At 41.7% G+C, this 14,554-nt stretch carries 8 protein-coding genes and 5 tRNA genes; 8 read left to right on the forward strand and 5 right to left on the reverse strand.

Annotated features, from left to right (window positions below):
* Positions 1 to 4: 4 nt before the first annotated feature.
* The 4 genes from PPBDW_RS00625 to PPBDW_RS00640 all read right to left on the reverse strand — a co-directional run bounded on the left by PPBDW_RS00625 (position 5) and on the right by PPBDW_RS00640 (position 6,245).
* The gene (locus tag PPBDW_RS00625; protein ID WP_036789149.1) at positions 5 to 1,108 is read right to left on the reverse strand and encodes an efflux RND transporter periplasmic adaptor subunit; all 1,104 of its coding nucleotides are present in this window, start codon (positions 1,106 to 1,108) and stop codon (positions 5 to 7) included.
* A 27-nt stretch (positions 1,109 to 1,135) separates the two neighbouring features.
* A complete protein-coding gene (locus tag PPBDW_RS00630; RefSeq protein ID WP_045044128.1) occupies positions 1,136 to 1,702 on the reverse strand; it encodes a TetR/AcrR family transcriptional regulator in 567 nt (188 codons plus the stop codon).
* 241 nt (positions 1,703 to 1,943) lie between these two features.
* On the reverse strand, positions 1,944 to 5,084 hold the full coding sequence (locus PPBDW_RS00635; RefSeq protein WP_036789150.1) for an efflux RND transporter permease subunit: 3,141 nt from the start codon (positions 5,082 to 5,084) through the stop codon (positions 1,944 to 1,946).
* A 15-nt stretch (positions 5,085 to 5,099) separates the two neighbouring features.
* Positions 5,100 to 6,245: an efflux RND transporter periplasmic adaptor subunit gene (locus tag PPBDW_RS00640; RefSeq protein ID WP_036789151.1), complete on the reverse strand. Its 1,146-nt coding sequence runs from the start codon at positions 6,243 to 6,245 to the stop codon at positions 5,100 to 5,102.
* Between the two features lie 308 nt (positions 6,246 to 6,553).
* Between PPBDW_RS00640 and rep the strand changes: the two genes are divergently transcribed.
* Positions 6,554 to 8,569 carry a DNA helicase Rep gene (gene rep / locus PPBDW_RS00645; protein WP_036789153.1) on the forward strand — a complete coding sequence of 672 codons (2,016 nt, stop codon included), beginning with the start codon at positions 6,554 to 6,556 and terminating at the stop codon, positions 8,567 to 8,569.
* 64 nt (positions 8,570 to 8,633) lie between these two features.
* Here the strand turns inward: rep and PPBDW_RS00650 are convergent, their stop codons facing one another.
* Positions 8,634 to 9,044 (reverse strand): c-type cytochrome, encoded by a 411-nt coding sequence (locus tag PPBDW_RS00650; RefSeq protein WP_036789154.1) that lies wholly within the window; start codon positions 9,042 to 9,044, stop codon positions 8,634 to 8,636.
* A gap of 264 nt (positions 9,045 to 9,308) precedes the next feature.
* Between PPBDW_RS00650 and PPBDW_RS00655 the strand changes: the two genes are divergently transcribed.
* From PPBDW_RS00655 to PPBDW_RS00685, 7 genes are all read left to right on the forward strand, one after another.
* Positions 9,309 to 9,385 (forward strand) — tRNA-Arg (locus PPBDW_RS00655).
* Positions 9,386 to 9,420: 35 nt separating this feature from the next.
* Positions 9,421 to 9,496: transfer RNA gene (locus tag PPBDW_RS00660), tRNA-His, on the forward strand.
* A gap of 78 nt (positions 9,497 to 9,574) precedes the next feature.
* Positions 9,575 to 9,651, forward strand: a tRNA-Pro gene (locus PPBDW_RS00665).
* A 9-nt stretch (positions 9,652 to 9,660) separates the two neighbouring features.
* Positions 9,661 to 9,736: transfer RNA gene (locus tag PPBDW_RS00670), tRNA-His, on the forward strand.
* 53 nt (positions 9,737 to 9,789) lie between these two features.
* Positions 9,790 to 9,866, forward strand: a tRNA-Pro gene (locus tag PPBDW_RS00675).
* Between the two features lie 1,289 nt (positions 9,867 to 11,155).
* Positions 11,156 to 12,874 carry a dipeptide ABC transporter ATP-binding protein gene (locus tag PPBDW_RS00680; RefSeq protein ID WP_036789156.1) on the forward strand — a complete coding sequence of 573 codons (1,719 nt, stop codon included), beginning with the start codon at positions 11,156 to 11,158 and terminating at the stop codon, positions 12,872 to 12,874.
* Positions 12,875 to 12,943: 69 nt separating this feature from the next.
* Positions 12,944 to 14,503 carry an ABC transporter substrate-binding protein gene (locus PPBDW_RS00685; protein ID WP_036789158.1) on the forward strand — a complete coding sequence of 520 codons (1,560 nt, stop codon included), beginning with the start codon at positions 12,944 to 12,946 and terminating at the stop codon, positions 14,501 to 14,503.
* Positions 14,504 to 14,554: the final 51 nt, after the last annotated feature.

Here is a 14,554-nt window from a genome sequence, read left to right on the forward strand (position 1 = left end):
CCAGTTACAGCAATGGGATTTCAGCAGGAGCCTTCAGTGCGTCATTTTCAACGATGTGCACTAATGACTTGTTGCTAAGACGAATTTGACCGCTAGTTACGATCTGCTCTCCAGCTTTTAAACCAGAAAGAATTCGTACTTCATTTCCTTTGTTTAGACCTGTAGTTACTACCGTTTGCATCGCACGTAATTTGCCATCAACGTTGCGTAGTACGTACACAGTATCGCCGTAGAGGGTGTAAGTAATTGCGGTTTGAGGAACTACAATTTGATCAGCAATAGTGGGTTGAATTACACGTGCACGCGCAAACATACCACTGCGTAACAGGCCACCGCTGTTAGGAATATCAGCTTGTACCTGAATCAAACCTGTTTGAGCGTTAACCGCTGGCTCAATCGCAGTAATTTGACCTTTAAAGTCAGTATCGTTATAAGCATCGATATTGATATCAACTGTTTGGCCAATCTTGATTTTAGAAATATCCGTTTGCGGAACAGTGAAGCGGAAACGCATCGTCGTGGTGTCTTCTAAACGAATAATTTTAGTGCCAGGCTGAATGTATTGACCTAAATAAACATTACGTAGACCAATTTCACCTGCAAAAGGTGCGCTGATATTACGACGTTGAATAGATTCTTTTAATGATTTGATTTGAGCCACTAATGCCAGGTAGTTAGCTTTGGCTTCATCAAGGCTAGATTTTGATACAGAACCTTTACGGTAAAGATCTTTATAGCGTAGGTAAGATGCTTGCACTGATGGTAGTTTTGCTTCAGTACTTTGCAAGCTTGATTGTTCAACGTTAGAGTTAATTGAAACCAGTAGTTGACCTGCTTTTACCTTTTGGCCTGATTCAAAATTAATTTTGCTGATCACACCTGCGGCTTCTGACGTTAGAGTAACACCTTGCATTGGTTCAATAAAACCAATTGCTTGTAGTGCTGGATACCAGTTTTCAGCTTTGGTTGTGGTGGCTGTAACCGGATAGTTTGCTTCCGGCATATTAGCCATATATTCAGCTATTTTGTGTTCTTTAAAAAGATTGAAACCAATTACACTTCCAAATAGCAGAAGGGCAATAAGTAACATCACGATCCATTTTTTCATTATGAGGTGTGCTCCGGAATTACAATGTTAGTGCTGAATAATGGCGTCCCAAGAGGCATTAATAGCGGCATCAAGCTCGCTATCGGTGATCTCTAATCCAGCATTGATTTTTCGACGGGCTAAATAGCAACTCGTCTCAAGGCTAAGTGTACTTAATATTTCATTATCAAGCGGTTTAAATAGGTTACAGGCTTTACCTTCGTCAAACATCTGAACGACGCAGCTAAATAATTGTTTATTTAATGCTTTTCTTTCGTGTGCATTTTTACGGGGCAAGTTTTGAAATTGCCCTTGATTGATTAATGGAGCATTACCACTAATAGACATATGCCACAGATTTAGCCACATGGTACGGTAGCGCTGTTTAAGCGGCATACTGTCGTTAATATTATGGCTAATTTTTTTGGCGATATAACCTAAAATATGTTCATGGAGTTGGTACAGCAAGTCATCTTTATCATTGAAATAGCGATAAATAGTGCCAGTTGCAACTTGAGCCTCTTTAGCGACCATTTGCATCGATAGACCATGAAAGCCGTGCGTGGCTAACAGTTTTTCAGTTGCAGTTAATATGCGCTCTTTTTTATCAGTCATAACAGCTTACATTTAGTACAAGAGGTATGAATGAATGTTCATTCATTGGCTATTGTAGGATTTGATAATTGATTCGCAAGCCTTATTTTAGCTTTTGTATCATTAATAAGGATATTACAACACTCACAGGGGTGCCAGTATGCTTATTGGTGGCTATGTTCGTCGTTTTTGCAGTAAAAAAGCATAAAAAAGCCCGTATCAAACGAGATACGGGCTGTTATATTCGTTGGCTAGAGAACGATTAATGTGACTGGGTTGGTGGTGTACTCTCTGGTTTTGATTTTGTTTTGCCACGACTAAAGATACGTTCAACTACCACAAAGAAGATTGGGATAAAGAAAATACCTAAGAAGGTTGAACTTAACATTCCGCCGAGTACAGCAGTACCGATAGCATTTTTACCACCAGAACCAACACCAGTACTGATTGCCAGTGGTACAACCCCGAGACCAAACGCGAGTGAGGTCATAATGATTGGACGCAGACGAACACGTACAGCATGCAAGGTTGCTTCAACCAGCCCTGCGCCTTTCTCGTAGTATTCTTTAGCAAATTCAACAATTAGAATGGCGTTTTTGGTCGCTAACCCGACAGTAGTTAATAGACCTACTTGGAAGAATACATCGTTAGGCATGCCTCGAGCATTCATCGCGAGTAAGGCACCAATAATCCCTAGCGGTACCACTAACACGACTGCAAATGGTACAGACCAGCTTTCATATAGTGCAGCAAGTACTAAGAACACTACCAAAATAGATAACGCATATAGCATAGGTGCTTGGTTACCTGATAGGCGTTCTTCATACGATAGACCATTCCACTCAACCCCAAAGCCTGGTGGTAATTGTTTTACCATCGCTTCAATATCGAGCATTGCTTGACCGGTACTGTAACCACTAACCACACTACCTTGAATGTTGACCGCAGGGGTGGCATTGAAACGTTCTAGCCGTGGTGAAGCATATTGCCATTCACCGGTTGCAAAGGCAGAGAACGGTACCATTTCACCTTGGTTATTACGCACATACCAACTATCAAGATCACCTGGTTTCATGCGGTATTGAGCATCACCTTGGACAAAGACTTTCTTCACGCGACCACGATCAATAAAGTCATTAACGTAAGAACTACCCCATGCGGTACCTAGGACTTTATTGACCGAATTAATATCAATCCCAAGAGCACGGATCTTGGCTTGATCGATATTAATTTGATACATCGGTGCATCTTCTTGACCGTTAGGACGGACACCGACCAAATTAGGATTTTCAGCCGCTAATTTAAGTAACTGGTTACGAGCTGCAATGAGTTTGTCATGCCCTTGACCACTGCGATCTTGAAGGTAGAAATCAAAGCCACTAGCAGTACCAAGCTCGATCACCGCAGGCGGTGCAAACGAGAACACCATCGCATTTTTAATGCTATGGAAGTAATTCATCGAACGGTTAACGATCGATTTAACATCCATGCCGGGTAGTTGGCGATCAGACCAATCTTTCAAACCTACAAACGCCATCCCCATGTTTTGACCGTTACCCGCAAAACTAAAACCGGAGACACTGAACACACTGGCGACACTATCTGCTTCTTGAGTTAAGTAGTAATCAGACACTTGGTCCATGACTTTTTGAGTTTGTTCTTGGGTTGAGTTAACCGGCAATATTGCCTGACTAAATAATATCCCTTGATCTTCATCGGGTAAGAACGAAGTTGGCATTCGCATGAAAATCCAGCCAACTGCCACGGTTAAGCCAAGGAAAATAAACATCACTCGAATTGAGCGTTTAATCATTGCAGCAACGCTTGATTCGTAACGTTTGGTTAAGTTATCAAAGGTGCGGTTAAACCAGCCAAAGAAACCTTTCTCATTGCTACCGTGAGCCACAGGTTTAAGCATAGTGGCACATAGTGCTGGAGTTAGGATCACTGCCACCATTACTGACAATGACATTGCGGTTACGATGGTAATCGAGAACTGACGATAAATAACCCCAGTAGAGCCTGACATAAATGCCATTGGAACAAATACTGCTGATAGTGTTAAGGCTATACCGACTAAGGCGCCCGTAATTTGATCCATCGATTTACGAGTAGCTTCAACAGGGCCTAAGCCTTCTTCATGCATGACCCGTTCAACGTTTTCTACCACGACAATCGCATCATCAACCAGCAAGCCGATTGCCAATACCATCGCAAACATAGTGAGGGTGTTAATTGAATAACCCGCGAGCGATAAGACGGCGAAAGTGCCGAGTAATACCACAGGAACTGCAATGGTTGGGATCAGTGTAGCGCGGAAGTTTTGTAGGAACAGGAACATGATAATAAATACCAATGCCACTGCTTCAAATAAAGTATGGACAACACCTTCGATCGATTTTTCGACAAATGGGGTGGTGTCATACGGATAAACCGCTTGTAGTCCTTCAGGGAAGAACGGTTTAAGTTCATCAATTTTAGCTTTGACTGCTTCTGCGGTTGCCAATGCATTGGCACCAGTAGCGAGTTTTATACCAATACCACTAGCAGGTTTACCGTTGTAAAACACTTGTACGGCATAACTTTCAGCCCCGAGTTCTACTCGAGCAACATCTTTTAATAATACCTTAGCGCCTGACGGATCGGATTTAAGGATGATTTTTTCAAACTGGGCTGGTGTTTTTAAGCGACTTTGTGCAGAAACCGTAGCGTTAAGTTCTTGTCCAGGCAGCGATGGCGATGCACCGAGTTGACCTGCGGAAATTTGCGCATTTTGCTCTTTGATTGCCGCAATAACATCAAGACTGGTGAGGTTGTATTTTGTCAGTTTGAGAGGATCGAGCCAAATACGCATTGCGTACTGAGCACCAAAGGTCTGAATTTCACCCACGCCAGGAACGCGACTCATTGGATCGGCAACATTCGAACTGATGTAGTCCGAAATGTCATTTTTATCCATTGAACCATCTTCGGAATAGAATCCGACCACCATCAAGAAACTTGAGCTGGCTTTATTTACCTTAACACCTTGTTGTTGCACTTCCATTGGGAGTAGAGGTAAGGCGGATTGCAATTTATTCTGAACTTGAACCTGAGCGATATCAGGATCAGCTTCGGCATTAAAGGTCAGAGTGATTTGGGTATTACCAAAACTATCACTGGTTGATGATAAATACCGTAAGTTATCAATACCTGTCATTCGCTGTTCGATAACTTGAGTAACGGTATCTTCCATGGTTTTTGCATTAGCGCCAGGGTAACTGGCACTAATAACGACTGTAGGTGGTGCAATACTAGGGTATTGGGAAACAGGCAGTTTAAGAATTGACAATACGCCAGCTAGCATAACAATAATCGCGATCACCCAAGCAAAAATAGGGCGATCGATAAAGAAACGAGCCATAATTTACTGTTCCTATTATTGTGAGTGAGTGACAGTCATCAGTGTTGGTTCAACCACTACACCTGGACGTATTTTTTGTAAGCCATCGACAATCACTTGATCTCCATCTTTAAGACCACTGGTGATTCGCCATTGATTATCAATTGCTTCAGCGGTGGTAACGACACGTGATTCAACTTTGTTGTCAGCGCCAACGATCATTGCAATAGCTTGGCCTTTACTGTTGCGAGTAATGGCTTTTTGCGGGATCATGATGGCTTTAGGATCGGTGCCAGTATTCAGTACGGCACGAACATACATCCCAGGTAATAAGATCCCTTCAGGGTTCGGGAATTCGGCACGTAAAGTGACAGAGCCAGTATTGGGATCAACATTTACTTCAGCAAACTGTAGTGTGCCGTGATGCGAGTAAACACTGCCGTCTTCAAGAATTAATTCGACATCGGCATTATCACTCGCCTGAAGTTGACCTTGTTTAAGGGCTGATTTAAGGCGCAGTAATTGGGTGCTTGATTGGGCGATATCAATATTAATTGGGTCTAATTGTTGGATGGTCGCTAACACTTGTGTTTGACCTGCACTGACTAATGCACCTGGGGTTACTGATGATTGACCAATACGACCCGCAATTGGGGCTTTTACTTTAGTATAATCAAGATCTATTTTAGCTTTATGGACGCTAGCTTTTGCGACTTCAATTCCAGCGAGAGCAACTTTGTATTTCGCTTGATTATCGTCATAAGTTTGTTTGCTGATTGCACCACGGTTAACCAAGGTTTTACTGCGCTGAGCCAGTGCTTTAGCTGAGTCTAGGTTAGCTTGTGCTTGGGCTAAACTGGCTTTAGCACTGAGGTAAGCAGCGTTATAAGGCGCGGAGTCAATGCTATACAATGATTGGCCTTTACTAACACTGCTGCCTTCTTTAAAACTACGTTCAGTGATAATGCCTGAAACTTGAGGGCGAACTTCTGCTTCAAGGTAAGCTTTACTACGACCAGGAAGTTCAACATGAATGGCTTGTGGATGAGAAGTGACAGTAACTGTACCAACAGCCACACTTTTCGCTGCTTGTTGGGTTGGATTTTTGGATGAACTTTGGTCACAAGCTGATATCCCTAGTGTCAAACTGACAATAGTAGCAATGGCTGCGATTTTTCGCATGAAATCTCCTAAATATAAGCAATTATAGCTGTTGTTAGATATTATTTTGTTGTTTAACAATAATGTAACTGTTATTTACTTTTTTGTAATCAACATTTAATTCCATTTAGTATTTGGTTCAATTTACTTTGATTTAGTCTAGTTCTTATTCAATATTTCTAGCATAAATCTGGTGGTTAAGTTGTTTTAAGTGATGAAATTGGAATAAATGTTGATGAGTGGTGATAATGTCATTCCGCTAAAAGTGAATAGACTTGTAATTAAAGCGCGTTAAAATGCGCCCGTTTTTAATGACGTCAGGATAACTAATGAAACTGAACCCAAGGCAAACAGAAGCAGTTAAATACGTTTCCGGACCATGCTTAGTCTTGGCCGGCGCCGGCTCAGGTAAAACACGTGTTATTACCAATAAAATCGCTTACTTGGTTCAGCAGTGTGATTATAAGGCGCGCAATATTGCGGCATTAACCTTTACCAATAAAGCGGCACGTGAAATGAAAGAACGTGTTGGTCAAACATTAGGTCGTCAAGAATCCAAAGGGTTAATGGTGTCAACCTTCCATACTTTGGGACTTAATATTGTGCGTCGAGAGTGTAAATATTTAGGTTTAAAAGCTAACTTTTCACTATTTGACGATCAAGATCAGATGGCGTTATTAAAAGAGTTAACCGAAGAAGAACTCGACGGTGATAAAGATTTATTAAAGCAACTACAGTCAACCATATCGAATTGGAAAAATGACATGTTATCGCCAGTTGATGCTGGTGGCCGAGCGCAAACTGAGCGCGATCAACTATTTGCGCATTGCTATGACATGTACCAACGTCAAATGAAAGCCTATAATGCTCTTGATTTTGATGACTTAATTCTAATGCCAGTGTTGTTGTTACGTGATAATCAAGAAGTGCGTCAGCGGTGGCAGAATCGCATCCGTTATTTGCTGGTGGATGAATATCAAGATACCAACACCAGTCAGTATCTGTTTGTAAAGTTATTGGTTGGTGAGCGAGCACGATTTACGGTGGTAGGTGATGATGATCAGTCTATTTATTCGTGGCGCGGCGCGCAGCCAGAAAACTTAGCCTTACTTAATAAAGATTTCCCAAATCTTAAAGTGGTTAAACTTGAGCAAAATTATCGTTCAACCAGCCGTATTCTGCGAACCGCGAATATTCTTATTGCTAATAACCCGCACTTGTTTGAAAAAGCGTTGTTTTCTGCGATCCCTGATGGCGCGATGCTGAAAGTGCTGACCGCTAAAAATGAGGAACATGAAGCTGAGAAAGTGGTCGGTGAATTAATTGCGCATCGATTTATGAACAATACCGCTTATAAAGATTATGCGATTTTATATCGAGGTAACCACCAATCGCGGTTATTTGAAAAGGCGCTGATGCAAAACCGGATTCCGTATAAAATTTCCGGTGGAACATCATTTTTCTCGCGGGTTGAAATCAAAGATATGATGGCGTATCTGCGAGTATTAACTAACCCTGATGATGATAATGCCTTCTTGCGAATCGTGAACACTCCACGACGTGAAATTGGCCCAGTTACCCTCGAAAAGTTGGGAACGTATGCCAATATGCGAGGTAAAAGTTTGTTTGCTGCTAGTTTTGAAATGGGTCTTGAACAGCATCTTTCTGGGCGAGGCTTAGAATCATTGCAGCGTTTTACTCATTGGATTAATCAGCTGACAGATAACGCTGAACGTGGTGATACCGTTGCGGCGGTGCGTCAATTAGTGCGCGATATTCATTATGAAGATTGGCTCTACGAAACCTCAGCTAGTCCTAAGGCGGCTGAAATGAGAATGAAAAATGTCTCAGATCTCTACAGTTGGATCACGGCAGATTTAGAAGGTGATAACTACGATAACGAAGTTAAAACCCTTAAAGAGGTTGTACAACGGTTAACCTTACGCGACATGATGGAGCGTGGGGAAGATGACAGTGATGCAGATCAAGTGCAGTTAATGACCTTGCACGCATCGAAAGGCTTAGAATTCCCTTATGTGTTCTTAGTGGGCACTGAAGAAGGTATTTTGCCGCATCAAACCAGTATTGATGAAGATAATGTTGATGAAGAACGACGACTCGCTTATGTGGGAATCACGCGAGCACAACGAGAGCTAACTTTTACGTTATGTAAAGAGCGGCGCCAATATGGTGAGTTGATCAAACCAGAGCCAAGTCGTTTCTTGTATGAGCTACCACAAGATGATTTGGAGTGGGAAAATGAGCGTAAACCGGTTACTGCTGAAGAGCGAATGCAAAAAGGCCAAGCCCATATTGCCAATATTCGTAATCTATTTAAAAAATAGCGATTAGCGAACGGTTTATTAGATAAAGGGGGAGAGATCCCCCTTAACTTGCAACTAATGGCCGTTAGTTGGGGTCGATCATATAGTTAATTGCCGCAACAATTTCAGCATCGCTACAATCCATACAGGTACCTTTGGCAGGCATGGCATTAAAGCCCTTAATTGCATGCTCAGCAAGTACCGCATCACCTTGACTCACTCTTGTTGCCCAATCATCGGCATCGCCTTTTTTAGGTGCGGCCATCAAGCCTGAATTATGACAAGAAGCACAATATTGATCATAAATAGCTTGGCCTGTTCGCGATGGCGTAGTTGTTGCTGCTACGACAGGCTCTGCTCCTTCAAGATGAATATTACCACTGGGTTTAATACGCTCGCTGATCGCAGAGCTAGACATATCGGCTGCAATAGCCATCGTCGAGAAACAAGCTAGAGTACTGATTGCTATTAGCCATGATCGTAAAGATAAATCCATTATTTTCACCTCTATTACATCCTGTTATAAGGGTTGCTGTGATGATAGTACATTGATGAATAATACTTAGTTTAAACTTACAGCAGATGTTGCAATTCTGTAAGTATAGCAACTGTGATATCTGATAATGTTTGATGTTGTGCTATGCATGACACGAATCAACGCCGATTTGCTGATAAAATCAGCGAGTAACATAAAAATAAAAAAAAACACTTGCCGAGTAGCGTTCTGATCCGTAATATTCACCTCCGTCGATAGGGCAAGGCGCCCGTAGCTCAGCTGGATAGAGCGTTGGCCTCCGGAGCCAAAGGCCGAAGGTTCGAATCCTTTCGGGCGCACCATTATCCGGTCGTATTGGCAAAGGTTACAAACATTGGTGGCTATAGCTCAGTTGGTAGAGTCCCGGATTGTGATTCCGGTTGTCGCGAGTTCAAGCCTCGTTAGCCACCCCATATTATAAGATGTTGATCTCCCTGTCAGCATGTTGGCTTTTTAAAGCCCGCTTGTTTTACAAGCACACAGAATTAAGTCGGTGAATAGCGCAGTTTGGTAGCGCATCTGGTTTGGGACCAGAGGGTCGGGGGTTCGAATCCCTCTTCACCGACCACTTACAATGGTGGCTATAGCTCAGTTGGTAGAGTCCCGGATTGTGATTCCGGTTGTCGCGAGTTCAAGCCTCGTTAGCCACCCCATTATTCAGGTTATCTTTTATTAGAGACCTTGGCCTTGTAAGCCTAAACATTGTCGGTGAATAGCGCAGTTTGGTAGCGCATCTGGTTTGGGACCAGAGGGTCGGGGGTTCGAATCCCTCTTCACCGACCACCATTAAGAAACCTGAATCGAAAGATTCAGGTTTTTTTTCATCTGAAGAAAATGATCAATAGCACATCTTTAGATATTTAATCTGGAAATCAGAGGGTCGGAGGTTCTTCGATATTAGAATCTCGCTCTTCAGCGACCACTATTAAGAAATCTGAATCGAAAGATTCAGATTTTTTTTCATCTGAAGAAAATGATCAATAGCACATCTTTGAATATTTAATCTGGCAATCAGAGGGGCGGAGGTTCTTCGATATTAGAATCTCGCTCTTCAGCGACCACTATTAAGAAATCTGAATCGAAAGATTCAGGTTTTTTTTTATCTGAAGAAAATGATCAATAGAACATCTTTGAATATTTAATCTGGAAATCAGAGGGTCGGGGGTTCACCGATATTAGAATCTCGCTCTTCAGCGACCACTATTAAGAAATCTGAATCGAAAGATTCAGGTTTTTTTTCATCTGAAGAAAATGATCAATAGCATATCTTTGAATATTTAATCTGGCAATCAGAGGGTCGGGGGTTCTTCGATATTAGAATCTCGCTCTTCAGCGACCATTATTAAGAAACCTGAATCGAAAGATTCAGGTTTTTTTTCATCTGAAGAAAATGATCAATAGCATATCTTTGAATATTTAATTTGGAAATCAGAGGGTCGGGGGTTCTTCGATATTAGAATCTCGCTCTTCAGCGACCACCATTAAGAAACCTGAATCGAAAGATTCAGTTTTTTCGTTTATAGAAAATAATGCCGTTTGGTAGCGTATCTGTGGATGTTGGGTGTGAGTTCATGACTCTGATTAAATTTTAGAAAACAGTTCGAAGATGCTGTGAAGGCTGTTGATGTAAATTGTGCCATCCAGCGTAGTGGTAGCTATATCCACTGATGTTCGTATTTTCAGTAGTTGTTATTGCTATATTTTTGAAAAAAAACGCTACTTTGTTTAATTAATGTTAATTGCTGTGTTGGTGGTGTTTGCTGTTTTATTCATGATGGTGTTTTTTAATGTTTATAGTTGTTTGGTTTATTGTGTGGTTTTTAAGAGGCCATTGATTGTAATTCAGGATGTTATGGTTTATTTGTTGTTTAGTGTTCCGTTGTTTTAGTATGCACTTATATAAAATAAATATGCGAAAAATATAAATAGTGATAGTTTTTTACTTTGTTTTGTTGCTTTTTTGTAATATTTTTGACAAATTGAACTAAGGCATGCGATCAGACAATAGTATTGGCATGGAAAGGATTCAATTTTTCAGATAGGCAGGATGCTGCCAGTAGTGGAGTCTGATAATGGCATTATTAGAAGTAAAAAACCTTCGTATAGAATATCCCTCGCGTCATGGTGTCCATGCAGCAGTGAAATCACTGTCATTTTCAATTGAGCGTGGTGAAATTGTGGGTGTTGTCGGTGAGTCCGGTGCTGGTAAATCTACGGTTGGTAATGCCGTTATTGATTTATTAAGTCCGCCAGGAAAAATCGCGAGTGGTGATGTTTTTTTAGATGGCAATAAAATCTCTGGTTTAAGTGCCGATAAAATGCGCCAAGTTCGCGGCTCAAAAATTGGTTTTATTTTCCAAGATCCAATGACGTCATTAAATCCATTGTTTACGGTTGAGCAACAGCTAACTGAAACTATTGTTACTAATCTAAAGGTGTCGCAACCTGAAGCGGTAAAGCGTGCATTAGCATTGATGGAACAAGTCGGTATTCCTGAGCCTCAATTACGGATTAAACAATATCCGCATCAGTTTTCTGGTGGTATGCGTCAACGGGTAGTGATTGCGATTGCGTTAGCCGGTGAGCCAGATTTGATTATTGCCGATGAGCCAACCACAGCATTAGATGTATCAATTCAAGATCAAATATTAACCTTGATCCGTGATTTATGTGTGCAGAAAAATGTTGGCTGTATGTTGGTTACCCATGATATGGGCGTGGTTTCAAATGTTACCGATCGCGTTGCAGTTATGTATCGTGGCGATTTAGTTGAAATCGGGACTACTGAGCAAGTGCTGCGACGTCCACAACATCCTTATACCCAAAGTTTGATTTCGGCTGTGCCGCGTTCAGATGTGAAACTGAAACGATTCCCGTTAGTCACTTATATTGAAGATGCTCAACAGCCACCGCCATTAGATGTAAAGAATCATTGGTTAGGGCAAAGCCAAGATCAACGTGCTTATGAAGGTGCATTGCTTGAGGTTGAGCATGTTAACTTGCGCTTTATTACTAAAGATTCGTTATTTGAGAGTCGGCGCGAATATGTGCAGGCAAATAACGATGTCAGTTTTCATATTGCAGAAGGCGAAACGTTTGGTTTAGTTGGCGAATCCGGTTCTGGTAAATCAACTATTGCTCGAGTGATTGCTGGCTTATACCCACCAAATAGCGGCAAAGTACGTTTTGAAGGTATTGATTTGACTGCTTTAAAAAGTGAAGCCGAACGTCGTCCACTACGTCGTCAGATGCAAATGGTGTTTCAAAATCCGTATACCTCAATGAATCCCAGAATGCGTATTTTTGACATTATTGCTGAGCCAATTCGGTTTCATAAATTAACGAAAAATGAAGCTCAAACTCGCCAGATTGTGCATGATTTATTGGATCATGTTGGCTTAGGGCGAGCTGCGGGGATTAAATTTCCGCATGAGTTTTCGGGCGGCCAAAGACAGCGGATCTCGATTGCACGGGCGTTGGCAACGCGACCACGATTATTGATTTGTGATGAGCCAACATCGGCATTGGATGTCTCAGTACAAGCACAGATCCTTAATCTATTAAAAGATTTACAAGATGAACTTAATTTGACGATGTTATTTATTAGCCATGATCTACCGGTTATTCGTCAAATGTGTGATCGAATCGGGGTGATGCAACAGGGAACATTGTTGGAAGTCGCGCCAACAGAACAATTATTTACCGCACCACAGCATCAATATAGTCAGCATTTGATTTCGTTAATGCCTGAATTTAAAGGGTTAGAAATTAAACCTCAGCAACGTGCTTAATGAGTTGTTATGAGTTGATAAGTAAAAAACAGACTAAGCAACGGCGCTTAGGCATAAAGGAGTTATGCAATGAAAACCATCAAGAATAAATTAGCACTAGCATTGATTGCTGCAGGTTTGAGTTTTAGTGTTACCGCAGCAGATTTAAAGCTCGGTTATGCGTCAGATCCGGTATCGCTTGATCCTCATGAGCAATTGTCTGGCGGTACACTACAGCTGTCGCATATGGTATTTGATCCACTAGTACGTTTTACTCAGCAAATGGATTTTGAACCGCGTCTGGCACAAAGCTGGGAGCGTATTGATGCTCATACATTCCGTTTTAAATTACGCCCTGGAGTGAAATTTCATTCGGGTAATCCATTGACGGCTGATGATGTTATTTGGACCTTTAATCGTCTCCAGTCATCACCTGATTTTAAAGCGATTTTTGAACCGTATTCTGAGATGAAAAAAGTTGATGATTATACGGTAGATATTATTTCAAAAGGCGCTTACCCATTGGTTCTGCAAACTGCAACCTACATTTTCCCAATGGATAGTAAGTTTTACACTGGTAAGACGGCAGACGGTAAAGATAAAGCTGAAGTTGCCAAACACGGTAATTCATTCGCTTCAACTCACATGTCAGGTACGGGACCATTTACGGTTACTAAGCGTGAGCAAGGGGTAAAAGTTGAATTTACTCGATTTGCGGGTTATTGGGATACTGCCTCAAAAGGCAATGTTGATACCATTACGCTATTACCGATCAAAGAAGATGCGACCCGTGTTGCAGCATTACTTTCTGGCGGGGTTGATATGATTGACCACGTTGCACCTAATGATCATAAGCGTCTTAAAAATGCCAAGGGGGTTGATTTAGTAACTTTACCGGGTACGCGTATTATCTCATTTCAAATGAATCAAAACAGTAATGAAGCATTAAAAGATGTCCGTGTCCGTCAAGCGATTGTGCATGCGATTAATAATGAAGGCATTGTAAAGAAAATCATGAAAGGTTTTGCAACTGCTGCTGGTCAACAAAGCCCAGCTGGTTACCAAGGCCACGATAGTGAATTGGTGCCGCGTTATGATGTTAAGAAAGCTAAGCAATTAATGAAAGAAGCTGGTTATGAAAATGGCTTTACACTGACGATGTTAGCGCCAAATAACCGTTACGTGAACGATGCCAAAATAGCCCAAGCGACAGCTGCAATGTTGTCAAAAATTGGCATTAAAGTTGATTTAAAAACTTTGCCAAAAGCGCAGTACTGGCCTGAGTTTGATAAATGTTCTGCCGATATGATGATGATTGGTTGGCATGCAGATACCGAAGATTCAGCTAATATGACTGAGTTTTTGACCATGACTCGCAATGAGAAAACAGGTAAAGGTCAATATAACTGTGGCTTCTACTCTAACCCTGAGGTCGATAAGCTAGTTACTGCCGCTAATATTGAAACCGATCCAGCTAAGCGTGCGGTGATGTTAAAACAAGTGGAAGCAACGCTTTATAACGAAGCGGCATTTGTACCATTACACTGGCAAAGCCTTGCATGGGGTGCGCGTAGTAATGTCCACGCCGCTGATGTAGTAAACCCAATGGAACAGCCATACTTTGGTGATCTCGTGGTTGATGAGAAATAATCGTTAGCCACCAATAGCTAAGCATGAGTGCCGGGGCTTGCTCCGGCATTT

The organism is Photobacterium kishitanii, assembly GCF_000613045.3.
GTDB lineage: Bacteria > Pseudomonadota > Gammaproteobacteria > Enterobacterales > Vibrionaceae > Photobacterium > Photobacterium kishitanii.

Excerpts from the sequence above, each read along its gene's own strand:
- PPBDW_RS00680 (WP_036789156.1), top strand. The coding sequence starts at position 11,156 with ATGGCATTATTAGAAGTAAAAAACCTTCGTATAGAATATCCCTCGCGT.
- PPBDW_RS00625 (WP_036789149.1), bottom strand. The coding sequence starts at position 1,108 with ATGAAAAAATGGATCGTGATGTTACTTATTGCCCTTCTGCTATTTGGA.
- PPBDW_RS00635 (WP_036789150.1), bottom strand. The coding sequence starts at position 5,084 with ATGGCTCGTTTCTTTATCGATCGCCCTATTTTTGCTTGGGTGATCGCG.
- rep (WP_036789153.1), top strand. The coding sequence starts at position 6,554 with ATGAAACTGAACCCAAGGCAAACAGAAGCAGTTAAATACGTTTCCGGA.
- PPBDW_RS00685 (WP_036789158.1), top strand. The coding sequence starts at position 12,944 with ATGAAAACCATCAAGAATAAATTAGCACTAGCATTGATTGCTGCAGGT.
- PPBDW_RS00630 (WP_045044128.1), bottom strand. The coding sequence starts at position 1,702 with ATGACTGATAAAAAAGAGCGCATATTAACTGCAACTGAAAAACTGTTA.
- PPBDW_RS00640 (WP_036789151.1), bottom strand. The coding sequence starts at position 6,245 with ATGCGAAAAATCGCAGCCATTGCTACTATTGTCAGTTTGACACTAGGG.
- PPBDW_RS00650 (WP_036789154.1), bottom strand. The coding sequence starts at position 9,044 with ATGGATTTATCTTTACGATCATGGCTAATAGCAATCAGTACTCTAGCT.